The sequence below is a fragment of the Chryseobacterium sp. T20 genome (assembly GCF_047345655.1).
Lineage (GTDB): Bacteria > Bacteroidota > Bacteroidia > Flavobacteriales > Weeksellaceae > Chryseobacterium.
The window spans coordinates 293,452-318,729 of sequence record NZ_JBLFDU010000004.1 but is presented as its reverse complement, the minus strand read 5'-3'; the positions used below and the strand labels follow the sequence as shown (position 1 = coordinate 318,729).

Genomic DNA, 25,278 nt, shown 5'->3' with positions numbered 1-25,278 from the left:
TTTTTAAAAGTTGTATCTGTATTTTGCAAAAATTTTATACCAAAAATCCGTGAAGTGAGTAGGTAAAAAAGAGAAAAAAGAAATAATTCTCCAGGGAGAAGTAAAGTGGGCAAATATTTCAAATATTGCCTTTGACCGTACCCAGACTTCATTATCATTCACAAAATAGATGGTCTGAAGATCTATAAACTTAATTCCTTTATCACGAAGAATTTTTCTTGCTTCTTTGCTTCTTACGGAAATGATTTCCAGTGTTTTAACATTAGATTGGCTCCATTTGGAAAACCTTGTACAAAACTTACATTCAGAATCATAAATAATAACTTTCATTTTGTGAATTTTTAAATAGATTGCAAGTCTGGCTGCTTTTTGATGTTTTTATATTGTGATAAAATGAATAACGAAGAAAATGACCCTGCCAACAGCCCTGTAAATATCATAACTCCACTTTGAAGAATAAATGGAATTTTTTTCATGTAATCAATATTTTTTGAGGTTACCGCATATTGTCTGGATATCATCTGCAATGTTTCAGCATATTTTAAAGACAATGTTTTATCAATTAAAGCATACACGAAAACATCGATCAAAAAAATCATGATAGCACTAAGAATGAACGTACAAATCACATAATAAAAATTGGCGATATGATTTACCTGTTTTACCTTCTTATATTTCTTTAATGACAGAAACAGAATAATTGCAGCGATCATAAAAGCAATAAACAATGAAAGAATAGGGAAAAAAGCAACTGCAGTCATACTAAAATTATCATAAGAAAGAGAGTATGCAATGCCATAAATACATCCTGTAAAGGATAAAGCGATCACTATTGAAGTAATAAAAATATACTCCAATGAAATAAGGTTATTGTCCATAGAAATTAGTTTTTAAATGCTAAATGTTGATGTAAGAGACCCAATCTTTCTGAATATCTTCTGTAAGATGTGTCCGTATTAAATGGTATTCTTCTGAAAGGTAAATTTTAGCGAATTTCCCATTTTGTAAATGTCCGATATAATCACAACAATTTGTAAGAGTTTCCATAATATGAGAGCTTATCAAAACGATCTTATTTCTTTTTTTGAGCTCATCAATGATAAAATAAAACTTTTCGACACTTTCAAAATCGAGTCCGTTAAATGGTTCATCAAATAAGTATATGGGTCTGTCAATTAAAATATTACAAAGGATTGCAAGTTTCTTCTTGGTTCCTAATGAAAGTTTTTCAACAATAGCGTCTGTTGGAATATTAAAGAAATTTGTCAACCTTGTTATCTTTTCATCCTCGTTATCATGAATAAACAGGTTTAAAATATCGTTAACCGACAGATAAGGATAAAAGTAATTTTCAGATTCCAAATACGAAATATCTCTTTTATCTATAGGTTGGTCTTGTAATACTATTTTTCCATGGTATTTTGTATTTTGAAAAATAGATTCAAATAAAGTTGTTTTTCCCGCACCATTCCTTCCAAGAACACCGAATATGCTTCCTTCATTTATATTTAAACTTAGGTTATCCAAAATTTTTTTGGAGTTATAATTCAAGGTGATATTTTGTATACTAAACATACTTTGCAATTTTCTTTAAGGCTGATTTTCTATTGTTTATAATGTAAATTATTGCTGGAATTAGTAGCCCAATTATAAGTGTAAATTTGAAAAATTCTGCGTCATTGATATGAGTTACCTTTATTTTTTCATTATAATTTACATACTTATTAATAATAATAACATAATTTGAAAGAAAAAGATAAAGAGTGAAATAAATTATATAATCTTTTTGTAGGGGATTTAAAAATGCAAAGTTGATTATAGCAGGAATTGAGATCATCAAGCAAATCAGAAAAGAGTATATGATTTTTTTTTCTAATCTGAATTTTGAGAATTGCAGAATGAGAATTTCTTTATTTTCCTGGAGTGAATAGACATGCAAAAGAATATGTAACCAACATAACCCTAATATTATTAAAGTTGCGGGATGATATCCTAAGAAAACTGAAAGTAATACAAAGGAAAAGAAAATTATAATATTCTTTCGTATATAGGCTTTCCACTCTAATAATGCATTAGGAATTTTATTGATAAACCCTGGGTTTGCAACATATTTTTTAAGCTTTAATAAAGGTAAAATGAAGCATATAAAAACATTTCCCAAAAAGACAAAGTTATTTTCTTTGAAAACGAAAAATAAATTTATAAATATCCAAATTATCAAATATTCTAATGCAAGGCTTATATAGAATTGCTTTCCTAAAATATTTTTTAAAAAATTAATATCCTTTCGCGTAAAATGAATGATAAATAAAACAGTTGATGAAATTAATGTATAATAGCCATTATGATTCGTTTTAAAAAAAAGTAAAAATAAAAGCATTATACTTACTAAAACACCAATATCCATACTTTGGTTTGACGCTTTAAGTAATAATTTTAATCTCAGTTTCAGATATCTCTTAAGCATATTCTTTACTAAATATTTTTTTTTTGAATAGCGATACAATTTTTTGAAAATATACTCCAGCCTTTTTCCATTCTTCATCACTTATGAAAAAGCCATAACACATCATAAATAGGATTTCAAAATCATGGATCATCATAAAAATGTATATTCCCAGATGGATCATTATTCCAAGAGCAAAGACAACGTATTTGCCGGTTTTATGCCATGCAAGAAAAGGAAATGCTAACTCCCACATTAAAGTAACATAGGTAGAAAGTGTCACAAAAATCCCATTTTTTGCTAGTATATTATTCATTTCTGTTCCCTTAAATCTTTCTAATTGTAATGTATAATAAGTGGCAACACCACTGAACCATACTTTAGCATTAAGTTTGAATATGGCAGAAACGAAATAAATCAAAGATAAATGAATTTTTATAGATAAAACGGATATTTGATTGACAAAATAGCTGATACTGTCTTTTTTCTGCCCGGTACTGTTATTTAATGTGAAATATCGGTAACAATCTGTAAAAATCATGTACAGTAAAAGAAATTTCAATAAATTATCACCACCATTTAATATAAAAGGATATGCTCTTTGAACAATTTCTACGGAAATATATAACAATAAGGGAGTGAAATACCTGAAAATTCCAAAGGCAAATAAAATACTTAGCAACATTATAACACTAAGAATAATATTAATATTTTGAAAAATAGAGGATTGCTGAATTCCAAATAACTGAAATATTGGATTGACAGGTGCTGCTTTCAAAAATGTAGCATCAGTGATGAGATCTTTATTAAAAAATAATTGTAAATATTTTTTAAACACGTGTATTGATATCAATATCCTGAAAACCGAAAGATATATATAGTGATTTGAATGGAATAGTTTTTTCATTTTAAAAAGGATAAGGATTGAAAGCAATTACTTTAGATTCTACATTGGGCTTTTTACTTTCTCTATTAGCAAACTTTTTAATTTCCTCAGAATTTATGTTTATTGTTACATATTTTACTGACTTTAACTTCTCTGCAGACATTTTATCTTTTCCAACAATCTTCGCATAGTCTTTTAACAGAAGAAAACCTTGAACTTGTTCAGGAACTTCATTGAGTCTCTGTACTGCCAGAAGATTGGCATTGTGAAGATTTAGCTCGGGTTGTGTGGTGTTTATTTCAGTTCTTTCTTTCACTATTGTATTAACGATACCTTCGATAGATCCATAAATTGTATAGTCTACCATTTCGGCTCTACCATTAAATGGTCTTGTATTTCGTTTTGATTCTATAATGGAAGAATAGACTTCGAAAGCAGCAATTTCATTTTTATTCTCATCCAGATAGGTAAAATAAAGTTTGTAGTTAAATTGCGGCGGAGGGGCAAAAAAACTCCATTTTTGAGCAAAAAAAGTAGAAAATAGTTTCATTTCTTTTTGATACTCAATCTTTATAAAATTATTGGGTGAATTGTATAAAAATGTAAAAAGCCAATAAATTGATACACAAGTAACGATAAATATTTTAATTGCTTTTTTCATAACTGTCAGGAAAAAAAATGGCTCATTAATACAATGAGCCATTAAATCATTATTAGTCTAAGTTCTGGATGTTTGCTGAAACATCATCTGTTGCGTGAAGACCATCTACTAGAGCTGAAACAACCATTACAGCAAGAAGAACGGTTCCGGCAACAGCAGATACACTTGAACCTGGAGGAAGCGCCTGGCGTGAAGTGTTAGAAGACTGTACTTGATCCCCATATGCGATACCTTGTGCTTTAACTACATTAGGTACTAAAAAATTTAATGCAAATACGAATGCCATTCCTCCTGCGAAAACTGAGTTTCTGATTTTTTTGTTCATGATAATTTTGTTTTTTTTATGATAATTAATTTTGTCATATAATCCCTGACATGGGTTTTTTGCTGATCAGGCTTATTTCATTTTTATATTGCGCAGATATAAAAAGGTTAAGATTATTTGTGTTTCTAACCAAGGCAAAGATGCGTGTGCTTTTTCGATGATACAAGAAAAGTATAGTGGGATTTATAAATTTTGGGTGAAGATCCTTATGGATTTATAAATTTAAACAAGAATTGTATGTTGTGTAAATTATTGTTTTTTAGCTTGTTGTGTTTTCAATAGTATCCTGTATAAGAATTTATAGGATACTATTGGAAAGTGTTTTTTTATTGGGAATAATATCAGGAAACTGAGGGGAAAGAATAGGGTATTTTGAAAAATTCTTTATAAGAATGATTCATAAGCAAGCGTTTTATAATATCTCAAGAGATAATCATAAATAACCATTTCAAATAATCTTTGTTGAGAAACAAAGATTCTGTTGATATTCATATGGAAAATACTCTGAAATAAGAATTGCAGAGGCATTTCTAAAGATTGATTTTCATGTTTACGAAGAATGTTTTGTAGTGCAGTGTTCTTTTCTTCAATAGTATGAATAATAAAGTTCCTTTCTTCCAAAAACTCTTTAGAATTAATAAAGTCTACAAATTTAGGTTTAAACTCTCGGTATTTTTTGTCAAGCTGGCTATTGAGTTTTTTATCTGCATTAAATTCCTGTTTAAAAGTATGATTAAAATATTTGATCCACTCCAGCTTTTCTTGGATGGAAAGATTAAGTTTATTCAATATCTCATCTATATAAAACAAGCTAACTATGATCTTTTCCTCATCATCATAATGTAAACACTCCAACGTGAACTCACTATTTTTGTGAAATAGGGTTTCTACTTCTTCCATGGTATTCTTTCCGTACCTTTCAATTTCCCGGTTATAGGTGTCGACCATAATGGTAAAGATCTCTCCACTATCTATATATGGCTGAAAAATATTTTGAGCAGTGTTAAGAATTTCATGGTAATAATGAGGATCATTTAATTTTAATCTTATTCTCAAATGGGATTTAGGATCATAATACCGTATAAAAAACCATTCGGAAATATAGCCGTTCTTCTGAAATAGCTCTATTAAAGGATGTATGGCTTCTTCAAGGATAATATCAGAAGTTTTTATACCTGTATATATTTTCAAGTATAACCAATTACTTCCGGGGATAAAAGTTCGTTGCATTATTAAATATCTTACTTATTTTTCTCTTCTACGGCTTTATACACTGGAAAAATAAACTCCCGTCTGAAATGATCGTTTTCATTGTATAAAAATTCTTCTATAATGATTGATTTTTGACTTTTAACAGTTTCAATAAAAAGTTTTGCCATGTCATAATTTTCAAGAGCCATGGTTAAAGTATTGTCAAATTTGGACCATTGAATCCAAGTCGGAATCTTTCTTTTGTTTCTCCAGTTTTTTAGTTCCTGTAAAAAATCTTTTTTGTTCAATTTTAATTGATCTAACAAAAAAATATCTTTTTCTGTAATCTTCCACCGCGCTTTGGAAAGAATGATATTACGATATTCTACCCTTGGCAAAAATGTATAAATATATTCTAAATCGCCCCAGTTAAAATAAAGTCCGGATCTGATATTCTGTGTATGTAAATCTGATAAGAAATGATAGACCGGTAATGTATTGGTATAATAATTATGAGCGTTTGTGAGATAAGGAATAACCCTCTTATTTAGTTTTTTTGAACGTAAAATAATCTCATCATTTTTTAAAGAAATATATAGATCATCTGTAGATATCTGATTTTCTTGAGGCAATAAAGATTGAGCTAAATAAGGAATTTCATACGCTCTCAAAGTAGGTCTTCTTATTATATTTCCTATTCTTGCTTCAGGTAAGTGAATGATTTCAGCTAAGATCACGTCAGAGTTGAGTTCTTTTTCCTTTTCAGTAATGTTTTTGATAAGATTCTGTACTTTTGATTTTTCAGAACAGAATCGCCCCAAAAGAGTACCGGCACTAGTTCCTGTGCTTGCATTTAAGAATATTTTTTCCTGATTATTTTCAGAAATGATTTCTGCCATGATAGACGTGGTATCAGGCATATTATCCCAATTTTCCTGGAAATCTTCAAAATCCGTATCTGTTAGTTCTATACTATATTGATTATCTAACAGAGCTTCCTGTAACTTTTCATTAAGTATTATCTGGATCGGAGTAAACTCAATATTTTTATTTTGTTTTTCCTGTGAAATAGGAAGTATTAAATCTTCTATATAAGGATGAATGCCTTTTGAAGATGTATTTTGCTTATATCCTATGCCTATTTCAGTATCTAAGACATACAGCAGAGGCATTTCCTGAGTGTCAAACTTTTCGACAAAAGCTTTTTTAAATCTGGAAAATTGATTTTCCTTTTGTGTTAAAGTGACTTTATTCAGAAAACTTATTCCGGTTTTTAATTCTTTTTTCCAACTTGGGGATAAGTAAAAATGAGAGCTATTATAGAGATCCGTCTGAAAGAGATATTTTTGTTCATACTCCATTGTGAACGATTGTATCAGATCTCTGATTTCATCGTATAATATAGTAGGATTACCAATATTTAAATCCAGTTTCTCCAAGTTATTCTTTAAAGAAACTAAAATATCAGTTTCATTTTTTATTTCTAATCTGTTTAGAACAGTAATAATAGTATTTAAAAAATCAGTTCCTGATACATTCGGTTCAAGCTCGCTTACCAGTACCTGATTATCAATCAATTCTTCTACAAATTCTCTTGCATCATCTTCTGTTATCTCTTCATTAAGCAGGATATGAGAAATTTCACTAATGGTTTTACCTTGTTTTGAAAAATTTATTATTTGCTGTAACTCTGCAGATATTGGAGCCGAGGAAATAATGTATTCTCTTTTTCCTCCTGTATATTGATATTCTATATATCGAATTCTATTGCCTATTTTATAGATGCTGTTATTAGTAAAAAATAAAAGCTTATTCTTTACTATGGGTAGTTGTGTAAAGTATTGTGCAAGAGAAACAAGAAAATGCATATCCAATCTGGTATCCCGTACTAATTGATCAGTAGGTAGTTGGTATCCTGTTGTGTTGTCGGAAAATTTTGATGCTTCTAAAGAAAATTCTCCTAACCCTATACCAGAAAATAAGCCGAATGGAGTACAACGGGTACTCATTCGGCTATAATATTTTAGAAGGGTATTTTTGAGTTTATGAAACTCTTTGGATGATAATGGTTTTTCTGAGCTGAGCCATTTGTCAAACTCTTCATATAAATGAGATGAGGCAAGATAGATAGCCTCCCTAAAAACAGGATTGTTAAAAATCTCTTTTAATTTTCCATCTGAAATTTCATCTTGACTAAGTTGTTCCTGAAAGCTCTTTAGTGAGAATAAAGGGGTTCGTACTATATACTCATTAAAAAAATGATAAGGGAAGCGTGACATCTACTTTTTTATTTGTTCTTTTGGTTGGTAGTCGGGATGGCCTAATTGCCAAAATGCAAAAGTAAATATATCATCAATATTAGTATATCTTTGATCTACTGCAACATTATTTCCATGACCTCCTTCAAAATCTATTTTTAATAACTGAGGATTGGAAGAAGCATCATTAAACATTAGTTTAGCAGCATATTTTACGGGTTCCCAGACTATAACCCGCTGGTCGTTTATTCCTCCGGTTATAAACGTAGCAGGATACTTTTCTCCTTTTTTAATATGCTGATAGGCATCCATTTCCAGCAAACTTTTGAATTCTTTTGGATCGTTAACCGTTCCGAATTCTTTAGGCTGGCCATTAGGGGTTATTTCATCTCTTAACGGATTCATTACTCCTACTTCAGCAATAACTACTTTAAAGAGGTCAGGTCTCTCCGTCATGGCTCTCCCTACAGTAATTCCTCCGGCACTGGCGCCCCAAATCGCTACTTTTTCCTGAGAGGTATATTTTTCTTTTATCAGATATTCTGTACAATCTATTAGATCCCTCCAGGTATTGGGTTTAGTTTCTTTATATCCTCCTAAGCGCCATTCTTCTCCTTTTTCTCCTCCTCCTCTTACATGAGCTATTGCAACTATACCACCTTGTTGAACCCATAATAAATAAGTGGGTGAAAAATAGGGATTATTAGAAATACCATAAGAACCATAGCTGTTAATAAGAGTCATATTCTTACCATCTTTTTTGATGTTTTTATTATATAGTAAGGATACCGGGATTTCTTGTCCATCTCTTGATTTTACGATGATTTCATTAACAATAATATCCTGAAATTCGGGATATTTAGTAATAGGGGTAAGATTTTCTGGCTTGAAAGAATTGGTCTTTAGGTCATATTTAAATCTTTGCTCATCATTGGCCCAACCGGAGCAAGTTATCCAGATATCAGAATGATTTTCTCCTTTTCTCCTTAAATTAATATCTCCGGATGGATAGGGAAGTTCAATAGAATGATTTTGTCCGTTTTTATATAAGTACAGCTTAGCTTCTACTCCGTTTTTTGTAGTGGTATAATAAATACCATCTTTTGTGATTGTGTAGCTTTTAATGATTTCGTCCTTTTTTTCAGGAATTAAAACTTCACCATTCTTAAAGTCAGGATTGAGAATATTAGTTTTACATAGCTTATTGAGAGAAGTATTGTAACCTGATATAAAGAATATTTTATCTTTTTGAAAAGTTAAACTTTTAGCTTTATCGTCCGAATTGGAAAATAATCTCCAATTTTTTTTACCTGATAATAAATCCTGCTTACGAATGATAAATGTTTTTCTATAAGACTGGAAATCAACCAACATACCAATATAGTATTGATCATCAGCGCTAAAGTCTAAAATGATTGGAAATTGATCTTCGGTAATATGTAAATCAGGATTGTTTTTAGCAGAAAAAACGTCAACCGATTTATTAGGATCAGTTCCAATTTTATAGAATACAGTTTTTGTATTTTTATAAAAGTTTTGAGATGTGGGGTCAGTTGTAGAAAACTCTACATAGATAAACCCTGTATTATCATCTGTCCATTTTATTCCATCGAAAGTAGCGGGTGCAGAGTTGGTAATAATCTCCGGATGTACATATTTCGTTTTTACATCCAGGATAATTATTTCTGATAATTCTTTTCCTTTTTCAGACATGGAAACAGCTATTTTACTGCCATCCGAAGATGGACTTATATAATTGATAACAAAAGAATGACTTCCGTTATTCTCTTTATACATAGCAGGATCATATAGCAATACTTCTTTGCCTAAAAAGCCTTCCTTATAATATAATTTGGCAATCTTTTCATCACCATTTTTCTTTAAATAGAAATATTTGTCATTATCGGTAATTTCAAAATCTGATATAGAGTACCCCTGCCTTCTGTCAAATTCTAACCTTTTTTCAACATAATAGTTTTTTTTAGGAATTTGATTTAATATAGAATTGGTATAATTGGTTTGAGACTGCATCCAATTTATAGTTCCAGCATTTTGAAGATCCTCAAGGTTTCTATATTCATCTATTATTTTAGTTCCAAAATAATTTTCTGTAACAGGTTTTGAAGGTGCTAAATTGTTTTTTTGAGCCTTTACGGGAAGTACATATAAAATAGCAATAATGACAAATATTAATTTTTTCATATTTATTTAAGGCTTTATTGTATGTTTAATGGGAGTGTTTGGATCCACTTCGCCATTTTCATCAAAAGACGCCTGATTACCATTCCCTCCATATCCTCCATGAATTCTCTTTAAATCATTAATCTTCATAATCTGTACTTTTTTTAAAGACAATTTCTTTTGCGCGTTGTTTTCTTTTTTCATGATTGTTATTGTTTTGTTTTATAAAAATTAATGGTACAAAGAAAGCAATATTTCTTTGACCTGCTGAAAATATATCTATAGATTTATAAATACACGTTTGTAAAATCTCAATAAAATAATAATGATCAATTAGTTAAAATCAAAATACAGATTATGCATTTTCTTGAAAAAATGAATATTTTTGTACGGTATAGAAAAATTAATGAAAAAGATATTCCTGCTTTTATTTGCATTCTTTTGTAGTCTTTTTTTTGCTCAAAACAAAATTGATAGTTTAAAATTATTGAATTATGAGGAGTTAAAAAATAAATTTAATGTTTATGATGAATCTAATAAAAAGTTAGAAGCAAAAGTTATTTCTCAATATTACTTAGCAAAAGCGAAAAAAGAAAAAAATATCCTTGAAATTGCAGAAGGGTATAATCTTATGCACTCAACTGAGGACTTCCCCGGGGCTTTAAAGTATATTGATAGTCTGGCTATGATTACAAAAAATGTGAAAGGAGATATATATCCAGCCAGAACATTTATTATAAAAGGAAATTTATACTATAAATATGACAATTTAAAAGCTGCTCTTGATAACTATATTTTAGGCTTAGAATATTCTAAAAAGCAAAAGAATTTGAAGCAAATAGCTTATGCCAATATGAATATTGCCTATTTAAATAGCTATATGGGGAAAAATAAAGAGGCAGCAAAAACATTTAGATATTATTTATTGAATTCCCACGATATAACAGATGAATATCAGCATGATCAGATGCGGGTAAGTCTTGCGTACTGCTATATTAAAATAAACAAAATTGATTCTGCCAGGTTTTTTATTCAGGAAGGATTGAATTCTCCCTTTGTACAAAAGAATAAATATAATAGGAATCAGTATTTATATTTATCCGGACAGCTGAATCTTAAAACCAAAAATTATCAAGTTGCTATTGCTGAGCTAACAAAGGCCTATACTTATTTTTCAAGTATTAATGATAATAATCAAAATTTTGTATTATACAGTCTGGGAAAATGTTATGAAGAATTGAATAACAAACAAGAGACGATAAAATATTTTACTCAGATAGATTCCAATGTAAAAAAAACGGAGATTACTTTTCCAGAGTTAGGAGATGTATATACTTTTCTAATAGATTATTATAGGGAAAGCGGTGATAAAGAAAAGCAACTCTATTATATTGACCGTTTTCTAAAAGTTGATAAAAAGCTTGATGAACAATTTCGATACTTATCAACGGAGCTGCACCAGAAATATGATACACCCAATCTTTTACAAGAAAAAGAAGTTATAATAAATGAATTAAAAAATAAAAAAACATTTTTGTATGCTTCTGTTAGTATTTTAACCTTAATATTACTCTTGCTTACCTATTTTTATTACAAAACTAAGAAAGCTGAGAAAGAACATCGAAAAATTGCTCAGGACTTAATTCATTTGATTGAAAAAAGAAATCTTGAAGCAGCTCAAAATAAAAATGATAGACCAGTAGAAATATATGAACCGGTAAAAGTGGAAAGTGAGACCAAAACAATTAAAACTGTTCCCGAAGATGTTGCTCAATCTATTTTAAAGGATCTGGACAATTTCGAAAACAAACTTCATTTTTTGAAAAACGGGATTACATTAACAAGTCTTGCGAAAAATATAAAAACCAATACTGCTTATTTGTCGGAAATCATTAATAACCATAAAGATAAAAATTTCACAACTTATCTTAATGATTTGCGTATTGATTATGCTTTAGATCAGCTTGTAAAAGATAAAAAATTTCGTTCTTATAAATTACCGGCTATTGCTGAAGAAATAGGTTATAATAACGTTCAGGCATTTTCGATTGCTTTTAAGAAAAAGACAGGAACTACTCCGTCTATTTATATTAAAGAGATAGAAAAATCAATTTTGAATTAAAACAAAACAAATAGTGTTTTAGTATAGAATATATTTTCTGCGTAATTCGAATAATTTCATATTTATCAAATACTTACTTAAGAATTAAAACCGGTAATTTATACCTGTCAAACTGACTTATAATGGTAAGCAAACGATTATGATCCACTGGAGTTGCCCAGCCGGTCAATCTATTTTGAAGCCCCAGATCATTTTGATCTAACGAAATTTCGCTTTCAAAGACTAATGTATTATTTGAATAGATAAATATTTTACTTTGTATTGTTGAAACATCTGCATTATTATAGTTGAAATCACATTCAAGCAGATCATGTATCAAAGCTGTATTGTCAGACTTTAGAACTTTCCAGTTCGGAATTGTGGGGCTTACATTTTTTCGGTCTTCCGGGGTTAAAATTATATATGCAACCATATTCTGAGAACTTTTCAGTTCCGGAATATCTTTTAATTTAAATATCTGATCAGGTTTAAAGTTAATGGGTTTAGGATCTTCTATATCACTCAATGAGATGATCAGCGGGCTATAGAAAAAATATCCTGTCATTAAGAGGAATATTGAAAGAATGATTTTTTTAGTCATATAGTTTAATCATCATTATTAGTGTAGTGAATGTAATAAAAAGCAGCACAACTTTTTAAAAATATTTATACCAATTTTCATTCTTATTTTCTTAAAAAGAGACATTTTGCAAAGGTTGAATTTCTTATGCATAACATTAAACATTTGTTTAAAAAATCATAAAATACATTTAAAATTCAGTTAACAACCTTCTTCCTCAGATACTGTTGCTTTGCAAAAAAAGTAATGATGGAAAACAACCACCAATTCAACAGAAGAAGATTTCTTAAAAATTCACTATTGGCAGCCGGAGGAATTTTTCTTGCTCCTCTCATTGAAAGCTGCAGTGATGATTTTACTGAAAATGGAAATGCTCCCGATAATCTCCAAAACGGAGGTTTCGAATCCGGGGTAGCAAGTTTTGATCCCAGCGCAACAGGAATTATTATCTGGACCCGATATTCAAAAGGGACTGATGCCGAGATTACATGGGAAATCAGTAAAAACAGCAACTTTTCAGAAGTGGTAAGAAGAGGGCAGGCGAATGCCACAGTTGTCAATGATTTTACTATAGCAGTAGATGTTCAGAATATCTCTTCCAACACAAAATATTACTATAGATTCTATAACGGTAAAACTAAGGAGGTCAGCGTGACAGGAGAAACCCTTACTTTACCTTCAAAATTAGATGCTGTAAGTGAAGTGAAAATGGCAGTGGTATCTTGTTCCAACTTTCCTGCCGGACTTTTCAATGTATACGGTGCGATTGCAAAATCTGAAGCTGATGTTGTGGTACACCTTGGGGACTATATTTATGAATATGCTCCGGGAGAATATGGGACAAATCCTTACACCAACCAGTTGGGAAGAGCACACCAGCCAGCGAAGGAAATTCTTAACCTCAGCGATTACAGAGAACGATACAGGCAGTACAGAGGAGATAAGAATCTTCAGCTTCTTCATCAGAAAAAACCGTTCATCTGTGTTTGGGATGACCATGAATTTGCTAATGATACCTATAAATCCGGAGCAGAAAACCATCAGCCTAACGAAGGAGATTTTCAGGCAAGAAAAATGGCGGCTTTTCAAGCTTACAGCGAATATATCCCTCTTAAAACGGGGAAAGATATGAGAATTTACAGAAGTTTCAACTTCGGAAATATCGTTTCCCTTTATATGATGGATACAAGGGTAATCGCAAGAGATAAGCAAATGGAATATTCCGATTATCTTGATAGCACCGGGAATTTTAATCAGATACAGTTTAAAACAGATTTTTTAAGTACAAACAGAAAACTGATCGGTAATGAGCAGATGGCATGGCTGGGCTCTCAGATCAATAGCGATACAGCAAAATGGAAAGTGCTTGGACAGCAGATTTTAATGACCAAAATGATGGTCCCTGCAGAACTTCTTATGCTGTTGAATCAAATTCTGGCAGAAATTAAACAACATGGAAGCGCACAGCCAGCAACGATGCAGGCCCTTCAGAATACCATCACACAACTGATTATTCTTAAAACAAGACACCAGCAGCAGGATCCTACTTTGACACCTCAGGAAATTGCAAGAATCACAACTACTTTACCCTACAATCTGGACGCATGGGATGGATATTTCATGGAAAGAGAGCAGCTGTATTCCCTTCTTGCAGGGAAAAATGTAGTGGTGTTAGCGGGAGATACCCACAATGCATGGTTAGGAAAACTGAACGATGCACAAGGGAAGTTTATCGGAACAGAATTGGCTTGCAGCTCCGTTTCTTCTCCTGGCTTGGAAGGATATCTGGGAATTACTTCAGATCCTGCAAAAGCGATAGAGCTGGCCCAGGCATTTTCATTACTTATTGACGATCTGGATTATGCCAATCTTTATAAAAGAGGATATCTGCATGTGAAATTTACCACTGGAAGTTCAGTCGCAGAATGGAGATTTGTAGATAACGTCATCTCTGACACTTATAATGTAAGTACAGAAAAAACCTATACCATTTTATAGTTTCAATAATCATATCTTATTTTCAATTAAGTCAAAAGAGTCACGGTGTACTACGGTGGCTCTTTTGTATTATAGTTTGGAAGTTGGAAGCAGGAGGAGGGAAGTTATTGAGATCATAACAAAGGCTACTCTCAAAAACCTATCATCTTTTTAAGGGAAAATTTCATTGAGTTTGTGGTAACTACAGAAATTATCAGACTAACAGTAGCCTCCAGCCTCCCTCTTTCATCCTCCATCTTTACCAGAGGTTATTTACTTTTTTCGTATCTTGAACAGATGCAAGAGGATGTAAGAAAAGATTTTTTGCCATTAGTTTCTAAAACATGGTGGTTCATGACCTGGCTGACCAGGACTTTTGGGATACTTTTATTGTTGGTGGCGTTTCTGATCATAGTAGGATTGCCTGTTGTGATGAGTGATAAACTGGTCATATTTGTTATTGTAGCCATACTATACTATCCGGCACTTGCTTTCGGTTTATACCGTTTTTTTCTTTACCAGAGGAGAATCAGAAAAAGAATCGTCAGAAAGATAGAGGTTGATGATAAGGGAATTCACTACGAGAGAGCAGATGGAACAATAGATAAAATTTTGTACAATAACCTTGAAAAATATTCCTTTTCTGATGAATATGATGTGAGTATCAGCCCAAGGCACAAAACTTATATATTGAAAGTAAATGACAATGGCTCGGTAGTAGAAGTTGATTTTAATGGAATGGATGCAGGCTACCGTACTTATATTGGAAATTTGAGAGCTTTACGAAGAAGATATATCCAGGGAATTGTGCATTTTCGACCAGATTTGCGCATAAATCCTTTGGTGTATGATGTCTATTATATTAATCCTGTTGATTTTACTTTCGATCATAAAAAATTTTGGTCAGAATTTGGGAAGGTTTTTGCAATAATGATCCTATTCTGTTTAGTATTAGGAACCATCATGATCGGATTGGTTAAATGGCTTTTTTAAGAATCTCTCATGGATTAATGAAGAATGTAAATTTCATATCCTTTTCAATTTATTTTTACATCTCAAAATCTTATGCTTATATTTATTTTATATTAAGGTTTGCTGGTCAATGAAATAGAGTGTATTTCGCTAGAAACGATGGCTGAATTTAAAATTAAATGAATGAAAAGTTTAAAAAAACAGCTCGGGCAGTTTCCCGACGAAAAAAGAAAAGAATACTTCAGTACACTTCCCAATTATCTCAACGGAAGATTTCAGAATATATTAACAACCCCAGCACTGTTAGAAGGAGAAAGCATGACTAAATTACTTCTTCAAAGCTTGTGCAAAGTAGAAAATACATCACCAAAAACGGCACTCCCGTTTGTAGTGACGGATCTTAAGAATCTTCAGCCGGATGAAAATGTATTGGTATGGTTCGGGCACAGCTCCTATTTCATACAGGTGGATGGAAAGAAATTTCTTATAGATCCCGTTTTCAGTGGAAATGCTTCCCCAATGCCAGGTTCTATAAAAGCTTTTCAGGGAGCAGATTATTACAAACCGGAACATATGCCGGATATAGATTTCCTGCTTATTTCCCATGACCATTGGGATCATCTTGATTATAAAACCGTTCAGGAATTAAAAGATAAGGTCGGTAAAGTTATCTGTGGCCTGGGAACCGGACAACACTTCGAATATTGGGGCTGGAACTTTGATACCATTATTGAAAAAAACTGGTGGGAAAGTATAGACATTGCAGAAGGCTTCAGAGTTACACTCACGCCAGCAAGACATTTTTCCGGCAGATTGCTGAACCGTAATATCTCACTCTGGACTTCCTTTGTTTTAAAAACACCTACGAAAAATCTGTTTTTAGGCGGTGATAGCGGTTATGGAAATCATTTTACAGAAATTGGAGAAAAATATGGACCATTTGATTTAGCTGTAATGGAAACCGGGCAGTATAATGAAAAGTGGCCTTACATTCATACATTGCCGGACCAACTGATAACAGAAATAAAAGAACTGAAGGCCAAAAGCTTTATCCCGGTACACAATTCTAAATTTAAACTGGCTCAGCATACCTGGTACGAACCTTTAGAACTGGCTTCAAAACATGCAGAAGAAAATAATATTCCAATAACTCTTCCGATGATGGGAGAAAAAGTAAATCTGGATCAGCTGGGATCCGTAAACTGGACAAAATGGTGGGAAGAATACAGGTAAATCAATTACAAATAATACATTCCTTTTAATTTTAAAATATAAAAAAACCTGCCTATCACTGAGCAGGTTTTTCCTTCTTATCAAAAAAATAATCACTACAAAGGCTCTTTATGGCTGACCTTGGAATGAATAATATCGTAAAATACAGTTGGGTTAGCTGCATCAGGGGTAATTCTGTAAGTAAAAGTAGTTTCATTCAGAACCAGAATATCCACAACACGGGTAAAGGTAGGAGTAGTAAGCGTTCTCTTTTTCCCATCCGGAGAAATAGACCATGTTCCTTCAGATCTTAATACATCGTTCAAACCGAAAATTTTAAAAGTTCCGTTGGCTTTGAAGTAAGAATATCCTACAAATCCGGCTACACTGGCATCATTTAATGCAACATTATTTCCGCTTTTATCCTTAGCGCCAGTCGTTTCCCATGGAGTAGAAGCCAGAGTAAGCTGCCCGTTCGTTGGCTCAGCATGAGATGTTTTGGTATGGATGATATCATAGTAAACTGACTGATCACTGGAGTTTGGGCGAATTCTGTAAGTGAATTCATTTTTGTTCAAAACAAGAATTTCAACATCACGGGTGAAAATAGTTGTTCCATCCGGGTTTAATGCAGCAATAGTTCTTGTCTTTCCCTGAGCATCTACAGACCATGTTCCCATAGATCTTAAAACGTCAGTCAGATTATAAATCGCAAACTTTCCATCTGCTTTGAAATAAGCAAAACCTACATATCCTGACACGCTGGCATCAGTAAGGGCTACATTATTTCCACTTTTATCTTTGGCTCCTGTAGTTTCCCATGGAGTAGAAGACAATACCTGTGAGGGAGTCTGCTGTTCAATACTTATTTCATTGTCATCACTTGAGCATGAAACAAAAGATGCTGATAACAGTATAGCAGCAGACAGAAAACATAATTTTTTCAGTGTATTCATAAGGGTATTTTTTAAGTCTTTGCAAACTTATTTCTAATAAATATCAATGTGTTGTACGAAATATCTCTTTTGTTGTAGAAAACATAACAGATCCCCATTCAGAATGAGAAAAATGATATCATTGACAAATTTAACAATCAAAGGTGTGAAATTCCCCTCCCTTGGAGGGGTGTCAAAAATTCAAAGAATTTTTGACGGGGTGGTTTCTAACATCCACCAAAAACTCTATTTTTGAGTATGATTAACAGAAACCGTGGAAAAAATACAGGTGATGATACCTTATTTGGCTCAGAAAAACAGATCTCCAAACTGAGACTAGCTGTTGAAGACATGCAGTATCTGTTGAGCAGAGGGTATCCGGAAAAAGCGGCTTCAGATCTGGTAGGCAACAGGTATAGGCTGAAAACCCGTCAGATACAAGCTCTTCGGGGAGCATCAGCATCCATTCAACAGCTTCATAACAGGCAGTTAAAGCATGTTGATGCTTCAGATTTAAAAGATAAAACGGTATATCTTGATGGTTTTAATGTTTTGATTCTGTTGGAAAGTCTGCTTTCCGAAGCTTATATTTTTGAAGGATTGGATGACTGTATCCGTGATCTTTCAGGAGTCCATGGAACTTATAAAAGAGTGAATCAAACCTTAAGAGCAGTAGAACTGGTAGCTTCTTTTTACCGGAAAAATCAGATTCATCAATTGATATGGATCTTTGATCAGCCGGTTTCCAATAGTGGAAGAATCAAACAGATTATTCTGGAATTTGCCAAAGAACATCATCTCAACTGGGAGGCAGATCTGCAATACAATCCCGATAAATTCCTGGCTGAAAGTTCAGCCATCGTTATTTCCTCAGATGCCTGGATTCTGGATCACTGTAAAGAATGGTTTAATCTGATCGGATATTTGATTACAGAAGAAAATCTTCCTGTTAATCTGATCAAAATGAAGTAAAATATGAATCTGTTCGAACCCTATATTGCCCTGTTTTCTGAAACATGGAAAGATCAATACAGAACGCTTTTAGTAAAAGAACATCTGGAAGATCTGGAGAAAAATATTGACCGATTTAAAGAAGAAATTTTAGATTGGGAATTTCCCTATTTTAATGAAGAAATAAAGATCAACAGACGAGAAAGCTTTGAAAAATTCATGAAGATTCTTGATAATAATGATTCAGATGAGGTAAAAGTTCAACTTCTGGAAGAAATTCCTTTTGAACATTGGCTGAATGTTTTGGGACAAAGACTCACCTCTGCCAGCATCCGTGATGAAAATGCTATTCCACCTTTGAAAGCAACGTTGATCAATGCCTGTAAAGAACCATTCAACAATGAAATTACCATTGCACAAAGAGCCTGGGAAAAACATATTGGAAGAATGGATGATGATTTCTGGGGAGAAATAAAAGGAAATAACCAACAGAAGCAGGAAAAAGTAATGGCAAAAATCAATGACATCCTTGATCATAAAACCTGGTGGAATGTTTTCTTCCATTACAAACATGAACTTGTTTTTGAAGTTCGGGAAAAAGAAGGCCATGGAATCCGCTGGAGCCACGGAGGTACAAAGCTGATCGGTTTTCTCGAAAAATTTATCAACGAATAAGTTATCCACAAACATCTGCGCCATCTGTGAAATCCGTGGGAAAATAAAAACGCTCGCAGATTTTTTAAGACTTGAAGCTATTTTGTCTTTTTACTTTTCTTTTTTTTTACTTTCTTTTTTACTGCGTAAAAACATTGCGCACCATGCTTCTAGTTTTGCAGACATAAAACAGAAGCTATGAATCAATCAGAACAAAAATTTTCAAACAGAATTTTGCTAGCTTCCATTTTATATTTAGAAATGAACATCGAATAAAAAGTAAAAAACAAATGAACACTTACATTGATATTGGCATTAATCTGACCAATAAACAGTTCTACAATGAACACGAAGAAATTATCAACCGCGCTTTGGATGAGGGCGTTGAACATATGATTCTCACCGGAACCAGCATACGTGGAAGCAAAGAATCTGCGGAAATTGCAGAAGAATATCCCGAAATTTTATTTTCAACAGCGGGAATTCATCCCCATGATGCCAAATCTTTTAATGGACAAAGCATTAGTGAACTCAGGAAATTGTTAAAGCAGGATCATGTGATTTCAGTAGGAGAGTGCGGCCTTGACTTTGACCGTGATTTTTCTCCCAGACCTATTCAGGAAAAATGTTATCGGGCACAACTTGAGCTCGCCATAGAAGTGAATAAACCCCTTTTTCTTCATGAAAGATCCGCATTTAAAAGATTTAATGACATTACAGATGACTATCTTTCAAAGTTACCTGAAGCCGTTGTACACTGCTTTACCGGAACATTGAATGAAGCAAAAACTTATCTGGATAAAGGATTTTATTTAGGATTTACAGGCGCTATCAGTGATGAAAAAAGATTTAAACATCTCGAAGACGTTATAAAATATACACCTCTTGACCGGATGATGATTGAAACAGACGCCCCTTTTATGCTTCCGAAAAATATGCCGAGAATACAGAACAGACGAAATGAACCTTCATTCTTACCTTATGTAGCACAGACCATTGCCCATCTGAAGAAGATCAGTATTTCTGAAGTGGCAGACGAGACCACAGAAACCGCCAGAAATTTTTTCAGACTATAAAAAAGAGCTCTACTAATAAAGTAAAGCTCTTTTTTTATAATGAATTTAGTTCTTACAAACTCTTTATAGCCGATTCTAGAGCCAGTTCCATCATTGGATTCAAAGCTGTTTCTCTTTCATCAGCAGAGATTTTTTCGTGGGTAGGAATAATATCCGTTACCGTAAGAATAGTCGCTGCATTTTTTCCTAAATGCTGAGCATTGGCAAATAAACCAAAAGCTTCCATTTCTACTGCAGGACAGTTGTATTTGGTAGCAATTTCCGGAGTGTTAGGATCTTTTCTGTAGAAAATATCACTACTGTGGATATTGATGGCTTTAGCATTTAATGATAGATCTTTTGCCGTTTCATTAATGGTGTTAAAGATATTTCCCTGGTGAGAAAGGATTTCTTCTTCAATTCCCCATGCATATTTAGCGTAAGTACTTTCGCTGGCAGCTTTGTCAATATTTAAAATATCAAAAAGTTGAAGATCTGTATTGTAAGCACCACAAGTCCCGATTCTGATGATTGTATCTACTTCATATTCTGTAAACAACTCAAAAGAATAGATTCCAATACTTGGGAAACCCATTCCACTAGCTCCTACCGTGATTTCTTTACCCTTATAAAGTCCTGTATAATAAAAAATACCTCTGGTTTTGCTTACCAGTTTAGCATTTTCTAAATAATTTTCAGCAATATACTGTGCACGAAGCGGATCCCCCGGCTGCAATACTACTTTAGCAATTTCTCCTTTTTTTGCACTGATGTGAATACTCATAATGTTTTTTTGAATGGGACAAAGATAGCAAATATGTAAATAGTGAACAGATACTCCGGTAGCTTATCATTTTTATCTACTGCATTTCGGAGGTATTGATGAGCCCTGCATTCTTCCTGAACTGTGTGGGAGGAACGTTTTTAATTTTCTTAAAAACCCGGTTGTAATAAGGAATATCACTGAACCCTGAAGCAATACAGATTTCAGCAACAGATAATTTTGTCTTCAATAACATTTGACACGAAGATTCTATTTTAAATTCTGTGAGATAGGTAAAAAAAGATTTTCCTGTCATTTTTTTGAAAAAAACACAGAAGGATGATTTTTGCATTCCTACAGACCTTGAAATTTCTTCCAGAGTAATGTTCCGCTGAAAATTATTTAAGATAAATAGATATATTTCCTGCAGTTTCTTTTCTTTTTTGTTTTCAGAAACGGGCCTTCCAACCACTTGCATTTCTTTACAGTAAGAAACTAGCTCTAATAGTTTGATAAAAGACGAAAGCCTCTCAATACCGTTCTGATGAATCATAGAAGCCATTAAAGTCTGGAGCTTTTCCAACAGTTCATTTTTAAAAGAAACTGCATTTTCATTACTTTGAAGTTCGGAAATACTATGCAACAGTTCGGGGAAAATATTTTTACAGCTTTCTAAAAAATCGTTTTCAAAAACAATCGTGATATTTTCAATGTTACCTTCACTGTCATGCACAGATTCATCAAAAGACCAGCAATGTGGAATGTTGGGAGGAATAAGAATGATTTCACCCTTTGAAAAGTTTTCCACAATATCACCAATAATTCTTACTCCGCTTCCGGTAATAATATAAGACAATTCCCAGGTTTCCTGCTGATGGAGCGGAACCTGCTGATTCCATTTGATATGAATATGATCAAAATGAAACGTATGGGTTCTTGCTTTTGGATAATATTTTAAATTTTGCTTCATTTAAAGAATAAAAATCATAATAATGTAAATATAAGACAATGATTGGAAAATATAGAACAAACTTTTTGATGGCAGACCCTCTATTTTTGCATCAAATCTTATTTAAAATATGAATCAGACCTTATCCGTTTCTCAATCGAAACCCCATTATGAAATTCTTGACGGCCTCCGTGGAGTAGCTGCTATCATGGTTGTATTTTTCCATGTTTTTGAAACATTTTCCAATGGAGATCATACAAAGCAGATTATTAATCATGGCTATCTGGCAGTAGATTTTTTCTTTATGCTTTCCGGATATGTGATCAGTTACGCATATGATAACCGGTGGGGTAAGATGACTCTGAAAGATTTTTTTATCCGCCGTCTTGTGAGATTGCAGCCGATGATCATCATAGGCTCTTTGGTAGGAGCGGTTTTATTCTATTTCCAACACTCGGCGGGATTGGGCTGGGGTGGAATTTCCACAACTCCGGTTTGGAAAGTCGTACTGGTGATGTTGATCGGGATGACGGTTATTCCCGTGGGTAAAAGTCTTGATATCAGAGGTTGGAATGAAATGCATCCTTTGAACGGTCCCTCGTGGTCGCTGTTTTTTGAATATATTGCCAATATTGCATATGCTTTGGTTTTAAGAAAAGTTTCCAAAATCGTATTGGGAATTCTGGTATTGATTTCTGCAGGGTTTACCATTCATTACGCATTTACCAATCCCAATGGTGATATCATCGGAGGTTGGTCTATAGACGATGTCACACAATTGAAAATAGGATTTACAAGGCTGGCTTTCCCTTTTCTGATGGGAATATTTTTAGCGAGAGCCGTATCATTAAAATTTACAAAAAATGCCTTTTTTACAACAAGTATTTTACTGGTCATTTTATTTGCATTTCCACGTCTGGGAGGAACTTCCGCACATTGGCAGAATGCTTTCTATGAATGCTTCGTCCTGATGATCATGTTTCCGGTGGTTATTCTACTGGGAGCAGGAGGAAAAGTTACAAATGAAAAAGCGAACCGTTTCTGCAAGTTTTTAGGAGATATTTCATATCCGATATATATTACCCATTTCCCATTGGTGTATGTTTACATGGCCTGGATTGTAAATGGAAAACATACCTTAGAAGAACTACTATCATGGATTTTAGGATTGATAACCGTATTGGCTTCGGTAGTTTTAGCATACTGTTCTATGAAATTCTACGATATTCCTGTAAGAGAATGGCTGAACAAAAAATTAAATTCAAATAAATAAAAAAGAAATGAAAATCGAACATATTGCCATCTGGGTGAAAGATCTTGAAAAATCCAGAGCATTTTATCAGAAATATTTCGGAGCGGTTTCCAATGAAAAATACCATAATCCTGTTAAAAATTTTCAATCTTATTTTTTAAGTTTTGAAAATGGCTGCCGTCTTGAAATCATGACCAGACCGGATATCAAAGAAAGCGAAAACTCTTATGAATCCCAGCAGTATGGAATTATTCATCTTGCATTTTCTGTAGACAATAAACAAAAAGTAGACGAACTTACAGAAATACTGAGAAAAGATGGATATAAAGTGGCTGGAGAACCACGTACAACTGGAGACGGATATTATGAAAGCGTGATCCTTGATCCTGAAAATAATATCATTGAAATTGTATCACAGTAAGTCATTGCGAGGAGCTTTAGTGACGAAGCAATCTTTTAGTATAGTAATGAATACGTAATTTCAAACCTTATAGGTTTTTAAAACCTATAAGGTTTAGATGGTAAGATCTACCTTGCTGAAAATCTTTGATTTTCTTGCGCCTTAAAAACAGCATAATAGATTTCAGCTTAGCGCCTTTGCGCTTTCCAACCATATAATTCCCTTAAAGAATCCATATTTAACAACAATCTTCCCCACAAAAATTTTATTCTCAACGAAATAATTTTATTTTTGTTAGATCATGGAAACCAAGTCACCGTTTTTAGACACGATCTTTTTGCTTCGTAAAGAAGAATGTATTACTCTTTTTTCAAGCCTGCAGAAAATTTCCCCTCAGGAAGAGGCGGATGCAGGAGATTATTTTGAAACAGAATTCGAAAAAGAACGACTTGAGTTTTTGTCAGATCAATGGATCTGTAACAAAGAAGCAGCTGTTTGGGCCGCCAAAATTCTCTACCATAGCGCACAGCTTTATCTGATCAGAGAAAATACAGAAAAAAATATTGACAATCTTATTCCCCAATTCAAAGGAACACGGGATATTCCTTCTATCTTATCCGCAGATTTATCACTGAGATTTTTACCACAGGTTGTGGTTGCTTTAAATACAGTTGATCCTGAAGATCCACTGATTGTCCTACTTGAAAATATTCTGATACAGTTTCACTATTCCGGAATAGGGTATGATCTTGATCTGAGGAACGTGAACTGGACAGAAGAACTGAAAGACAATACATACAGAAAACTCTATCTGGAAAGAATTGTTGAAAAAAGAGATTATAAACTAGCGGAAATTCCGTTTATTAATAAACTACTAATAGCCGAATTCGGAATGCACAAAGATGCATTCTGGCGAGAACTAAAAACTATAACCGAAGACCATAATGAAAACGTATGAGAAAGTATTTGAATTTTTAACTGACCCTACAAAAGAAACATTCCTGAAATGTCGTGAACTGGTGATCAATAATCCGGAATATGATCCCTATTCCGAAGATATTGAAAACATGCAGGATTTACTGAATGAAGGGAAATTTGAGGAAGTTATACAATACGTCAATGTCAATATTTTGCTGAGTCCCAGAGCGCATATCTGTAAATATTTTGCTTACAAAGAGCTGGGTGATGAAAAAGGAAAGAATATTGAAATGACCATAGCACAGCTTATCTTTGAATGCCTTGAAAAAACAGGAGACGGAACCCAAGATTTTCCTTATATGATCACAAGAATTTCTGACGAAAGAGATCTTATTAGACATCACCTCAATAAACAGGATGTTTCACAAAGTCTGGTCAAGGATGGAGATAAAATCATGGATGCCCTTACACTGGATGACGGAACGCAGCTGTATTTCGATATCAAAGTGCCTTATCAGAGACTGGCTTTTTCATTCAATAAAAGAAATGAACAGGCAGAAAATAAAGAAGAAGAGAAAAACCCGAAGAAAAAGTGGTGGAAATTTTAATTT

General features: G+C 33.0%; 26 protein-coding genes. 11 read left to right on the top strand and 15 right to left on the bottom strand.

Annotation, left to right across the window (positions count from 1 at the left end; all coding sequences use genetic code 11):
- Positions 1-3: 3 nt before the first annotated feature.
- The 11 genes from ACMA47_RS12650 to ACMA47_RS12600 form a co-directional block, all read right to left on the bottom strand.
- On the bottom strand, positions 4-330 hold the full coding sequence (locus ACMA47_RS12650; protein WP_413930057.1) for a thiol-disulfide oxidoreductase DCC family protein: 327 nt from the start codon (positions 328-330) through the stop codon (positions 4-6).
- A gap of 11 nt (positions 331-341) precedes the next feature.
- A complete protein-coding gene (locus tag ACMA47_RS12645) occupies positions 342-878 on the bottom strand; it encodes a hypothetical protein (protein WP_413930056.1) in 537 nt (178 codons plus the stop codon).
- Between the two features lie 19 nt (positions 879-897).
- A complete protein-coding gene (locus tag ACMA47_RS12640) occupies positions 898-1,575 on the bottom strand; it encodes an ATP-binding cassette domain-containing protein (protein WP_413930055.1) in 678 nt (225 codons plus the stop codon).
- On the bottom strand, positions 1,568-2,407 hold the full coding sequence (locus tag ACMA47_RS12635) for a hypothetical protein (protein WP_413930053.1): 840 nt from the start codon (positions 2,405-2,407) through the stop codon (positions 1,568-1,570). Before ACMA47_RS12635 ends, ACMA47_RS12640 begins: the two co-directional genes overlap by 8 nt.
- A gap of 52 nt (positions 2,408-2,459) precedes the next feature.
- Complete coding sequence (locus ACMA47_RS12630) at positions 2,460-3,353, bottom strand: hypothetical protein (RefSeq protein WP_413930052.1); 894 nt, start codon at positions 3,351-3,353, stop codon at positions 2,460-2,462.
- A 1-nt stretch (position 3,354) separates the two neighbouring features.
- Positions 3,355-3,882, bottom strand: a complete 528-nt coding sequence (locus ACMA47_RS12625) for a hypothetical protein (RefSeq protein ID WP_413930051.1) — start codon at positions 3,880-3,882, stop codon at positions 3,355-3,357.
- A 163-nt stretch (positions 3,883-4,045) separates the two neighbouring features.
- Positions 4,046-4,318, bottom strand: a complete 273-nt coding sequence (locus tag ACMA47_RS12620; protein WP_062675569.1) for a hypothetical protein — start codon at positions 4,316-4,318, stop codon at positions 4,046-4,048.
- 384 nt (positions 4,319-4,702) lie between these two features.
- Positions 4,703-5,509 (bottom strand): thiopeptide-type bacteriocin biosynthesis protein, encoded by an 807-nt coding sequence (locus ACMA47_RS12615; RefSeq protein WP_413930050.1) that lies wholly within the window; start codon positions 5,507-5,509, stop codon positions 4,703-4,705.
- 50 nt (positions 5,510-5,559) lie between these two features.
- Positions 5,560-7,788, bottom strand: a complete 2,229-nt coding sequence (locus ACMA47_RS12610) for a lantibiotic dehydratase family protein (RefSeq protein WP_413930049.1) — start codon at positions 7,786-7,788, stop codon at positions 5,560-5,562.
- Positions 7,789-9,969, bottom strand: a complete 2,181-nt coding sequence (locus ACMA47_RS12605) for a prolyl oligopeptidase family serine peptidase (RefSeq protein ID WP_413930048.1) — start codon at positions 9,967-9,969, stop codon at positions 7,789-7,791. It abuts the gene before it with no gap.
- 6 nt (positions 9,970-9,975) lie between these two features.
- Positions 9,976-10,152: a hypothetical protein gene (locus ACMA47_RS12600; RefSeq protein ID WP_413930047.1), complete on the bottom strand. Its 177-nt coding sequence runs from the start codon at positions 10,150-10,152 to the stop codon at positions 9,976-9,978.
- Between the two features lie 202 nt (positions 10,153-10,354).
- On the opposite strand from ACMA47_RS12600, the gene ACMA47_RS12595 reads away from it, so the two are divergent.
- Positions 10,355-12,070, top strand: a complete 1,716-nt coding sequence (locus ACMA47_RS12595) for a helix-turn-helix domain-containing protein (protein ID WP_413930046.1) — start codon at positions 10,355-10,357, stop codon at positions 12,068-12,070.
- Positions 12,071-12,143: 73 nt separating this feature from the next.
- On the opposite strand, the gene ACMA47_RS12590 is transcribed toward ACMA47_RS12595, so the two are convergent.
- Positions 12,144-12,650, bottom strand: a complete 507-nt coding sequence (locus tag ACMA47_RS12590; RefSeq protein WP_413930045.1) for a hypothetical protein — start codon at positions 12,648-12,650, stop codon at positions 12,144-12,146.
- 225 nt (positions 12,651-12,875) lie between these two features.
- On the opposite strand from ACMA47_RS12590, the gene ACMA47_RS12585 reads away from it, so the two are divergent.
- The 3 genes from ACMA47_RS12585 to ACMA47_RS12575 all read left to right on the top strand — a co-directional run bounded on the left by ACMA47_RS12585 (position 12,876) and on the right by ACMA47_RS12575 (position 16,811).
- Positions 12,876-14,627, top strand: coding sequence for an alkaline phosphatase D family protein (locus ACMA47_RS12585; RefSeq protein ID WP_413930044.1), 1,752 nt, complete (start codon positions 12,876-12,878; stop codon positions 14,625-14,627).
- 174 nt (positions 14,628-14,801) lie between these two features.
- Positions 14,802-15,599, top strand: a complete 798-nt coding sequence (locus ACMA47_RS12580) for a hypothetical protein (protein WP_413930043.1) — start codon at positions 14,802-14,804, stop codon at positions 15,597-15,599.
- A gap of 162 nt (positions 15,600-15,761) precedes the next feature.
- Positions 15,762-16,811 carry an MBL fold metallo-hydrolase gene (locus tag ACMA47_RS12575; protein WP_413930042.1) on the top strand — a complete coding sequence of 350 codons (1,050 nt, stop codon included), beginning with the start codon at positions 15,762-15,764 and terminating at the stop codon, positions 16,809-16,811.
- 95 nt (positions 16,812-16,906) lie between these two features.
- On the opposite strand, the gene ACMA47_RS12570 is transcribed toward ACMA47_RS12575, so the two are convergent.
- Complete coding sequence (locus tag ACMA47_RS12570; protein ID WP_413930041.1) at positions 16,907-17,746, bottom strand: DUF4822 domain-containing protein; 840 nt, start codon at positions 17,744-17,746, stop codon at positions 16,907-16,909.
- Positions 17,747-17,983: 237 nt separating this feature from the next.
- On the opposite strand from ACMA47_RS12570, the gene ACMA47_RS12565 reads away from it, so the two are divergent.
- The 3 genes from ACMA47_RS12565 to ACMA47_RS12555 all read left to right on the top strand — a co-directional run bounded on the left by ACMA47_RS12565 (position 17,984) and on the right by ACMA47_RS12555 (position 20,406).
- Positions 17,984-18,697: a DUF434 domain-containing protein gene (locus ACMA47_RS12565; RefSeq protein ID WP_413930040.1), complete on the top strand. Its 714-nt coding sequence runs from the start codon at positions 17,984-17,986 to the stop codon at positions 18,695-18,697.
- 3 nt (positions 18,698-18,700) lie between these two features.
- The gene (locus ACMA47_RS12560) at positions 18,701-19,351 is read left to right on the top strand and encodes a hypothetical protein (protein ID WP_413930039.1); all 651 of its coding nucleotides are present in this window, start codon (positions 18,701-18,703) and stop codon (positions 19,349-19,351) included.
- A 269-nt stretch (positions 19,352-19,620) separates the two neighbouring features.
- On the top strand, positions 19,621-20,406 hold the full coding sequence (locus ACMA47_RS12555) for a TatD family hydrolase (protein WP_413930038.1): 786 nt from the start codon (positions 19,621-19,623) through the stop codon (positions 20,404-20,406).
- A gap of 52 nt (positions 20,407-20,458) precedes the next feature.
- On the opposite strand, the gene deoD is transcribed toward ACMA47_RS12555, so the two are convergent.
- Both deoD and ACMA47_RS12545 read right to left on the bottom strand, forming a co-directional pair.
- The gene (gene deoD / locus ACMA47_RS12550; RefSeq protein WP_306596928.1) at positions 20,459-21,169 is read right to left on the bottom strand and encodes a purine-nucleoside phosphorylase; all 711 of its coding nucleotides are present in this window, start codon (positions 21,167-21,169) and stop codon (positions 20,459-20,461) included.
- A gap of 76 nt (positions 21,170-21,245) precedes the next feature.
- Positions 21,246-22,118, bottom strand: coding sequence for an AraC family transcriptional regulator (locus tag ACMA47_RS12545; RefSeq protein WP_413930037.1), 873 nt, complete (start codon positions 22,116-22,118; stop codon positions 21,246-21,248).
- Positions 22,119-22,227: 109 nt separating this feature from the next.
- On the opposite strand from ACMA47_RS12545, the gene ACMA47_RS12540 reads away from it, so the two are divergent.
- The 4 genes from ACMA47_RS12540 (at position 22,228) to ACMA47_RS12525 (ending at position 25,275) form a co-directional block, all read left to right on the top strand.
- Positions 22,228-23,370, top strand: coding sequence for an acyltransferase family protein (locus ACMA47_RS12540; RefSeq protein WP_413930036.1), 1,143 nt, complete (start codon positions 22,228-22,230; stop codon positions 23,368-23,370).
- Between the two features lie 7 nt (positions 23,371-23,377).
- The gene (locus ACMA47_RS12535; protein WP_114820883.1) at positions 23,378-23,770 is read left to right on the top strand and encodes a VOC family protein; all 393 of its coding nucleotides are present in this window, start codon (positions 23,378-23,380) and stop codon (positions 23,768-23,770) included.
- Between the two features lie 280 nt (positions 23,771-24,050).
- The gene (locus ACMA47_RS12530) at positions 24,051-24,707 is read left to right on the top strand and encodes a hypothetical protein (RefSeq protein ID WP_413930035.1); all 657 of its coding nucleotides are present in this window, start codon (positions 24,051-24,053) and stop codon (positions 24,705-24,707) included.
- Positions 24,694-25,275 carry a DUF4919 domain-containing protein gene (locus tag ACMA47_RS12525; RefSeq protein WP_413930034.1) on the top strand — a complete coding sequence of 194 codons (582 nt, stop codon included), beginning with the start codon at positions 24,694-24,696 and terminating at the stop codon, positions 25,273-25,275. The genes ACMA47_RS12530 and ACMA47_RS12525 overlap by 14 nt, the downstream gene beginning before the upstream one ends.
- The last annotated feature ends 3 nt before the right edge of the window (positions 25,276-25,278 follow it).

Excerpts from the sequence above, each read along its gene's own strand:
- ACMA47_RS12650 (WP_413930057.1), bottom strand. The coding sequence starts at position 330 with ATGAAAGTTATTATTTATGATTCTGAATGTAAGTTTTGTACAAGGTTT.
- ACMA47_RS12645 (WP_413930056.1), bottom strand. The coding sequence starts at position 878 with ATGGACAATAACCTTATTTCATTGGAGTATATTTTTATTACTTCAATA.
- ACMA47_RS12640 (WP_413930055.1), bottom strand. The coding sequence starts at position 1,575 with ATGTTTAGTATACAAAATATCACCTTGAATTATAACTCCAAAAAAATT.
- ACMA47_RS12635 (WP_413930053.1), bottom strand. The coding sequence starts at position 2,407 with ATGGATATTGGTGTTTTAGTAAGTATAATGCTTTTATTTTTACTTTTT.
- ACMA47_RS12630 (WP_413930052.1), bottom strand. The coding sequence starts at position 3,353 with ATGAAAAAACTATTCCATTCAAATCACTATATATATCTTTCGGTTTTC.
- ACMA47_RS12625 (WP_413930051.1), bottom strand. The coding sequence starts at position 3,882 with ATGAAACTATTTTCTACTTTTTTTGCTCAAAAATGGAGTTTTTTTGCC.
- ACMA47_RS12620 (WP_062675569.1), bottom strand. The coding sequence starts at position 4,318 with ATGAACAAAAAAATCAGAAACTCAGTTTTCGCAGGAGGAATGGCATTC.
- ACMA47_RS12610 (WP_413930049.1), bottom strand. The coding sequence starts at position 7,788 with ATGTCACGCTTCCCTTATCATTTTTTTAATGAGTATATAGTACGAACC.
- ACMA47_RS12605 (WP_413930048.1), bottom strand. The coding sequence starts at position 9,969 with ATGAAAAAATTAATATTTGTCATTATTGCTATTTTATATGTACTTCCC.
- ACMA47_RS12600 (WP_413930047.1), bottom strand. The coding sequence starts at position 10,152 with ATGAAAAAAGAAAACAACGCGCAAAAGAAATTGTCTTTAAAAAAAGTA.
- ACMA47_RS12595 (WP_413930046.1), top strand. The coding sequence starts at position 10,355 with ATGAAAAAGATATTCCTGCTTTTATTTGCATTCTTTTGTAGTCTTTTT.
- ACMA47_RS12590 (WP_413930045.1), bottom strand. The coding sequence starts at position 12,650 with ATGACTAAAAAAATCATTCTTTCAATATTCCTCTTAATGACAGGATAT.
- ACMA47_RS12585 (WP_413930044.1), top strand. The coding sequence starts at position 12,876 with ATGATGGAAAACAACCACCAATTCAACAGAAGAAGATTTCTTAAAAAT.
- ACMA47_RS12575 (WP_413930042.1), top strand. The coding sequence starts at position 15,762 with ATGAAAAGTTTAAAAAAACAGCTCGGGCAGTTTCCCGACGAAAAAAGA.
- ACMA47_RS12570 (WP_413930041.1), bottom strand. The coding sequence starts at position 17,746 with ATGAATACACTGAAAAAATTATGTTTTCTGTCTGCTGCTATACTGTTA.
- ACMA47_RS12565 (WP_413930040.1), top strand. The coding sequence starts at position 17,984 with ATGATTAACAGAAACCGTGGAAAAAATACAGGTGATGATACCTTATTT.
- ACMA47_RS12560 (WP_413930039.1), top strand. The coding sequence starts at position 18,701 with ATGAATCTGTTCGAACCCTATATTGCCCTGTTTTCTGAAACATGGAAA.
- ACMA47_RS12555 (WP_413930038.1), top strand. The coding sequence starts at position 19,621 with ATGAACACTTACATTGATATTGGCATTAATCTGACCAATAAACAGTTC.
- deoD (WP_306596928.1), bottom strand. The coding sequence starts at position 21,169 with ATGAGTATTCACATCAGTGCAAAAAAAGGAGAAATTGCTAAAGTAGTA.
- ACMA47_RS12545 (WP_413930037.1), bottom strand. The coding sequence starts at position 22,118 with ATGAAGCAAAATTTAAAATATTATCCAAAAGCAAGAACCCATACGTTT.
- ACMA47_RS12540 (WP_413930036.1), top strand. The coding sequence starts at position 22,228 with ATGAATCAGACCTTATCCGTTTCTCAATCGAAACCCCATTATGAAATT.
- ACMA47_RS12535 (WP_114820883.1), top strand. The coding sequence starts at position 23,378 with ATGAAAATCGAACATATTGCCATCTGGGTGAAAGATCTTGAAAAATCC.
- ACMA47_RS12530 (WP_413930035.1), top strand. The coding sequence starts at position 24,051 with ATGGAAACCAAGTCACCGTTTTTAGACACGATCTTTTTGCTTCGTAAA.
- ACMA47_RS12525 (WP_413930034.1), top strand. The coding sequence starts at position 24,694 with ATGAAAACGTATGAGAAAGTATTTGAATTTTTAACTGACCCTACAAAA.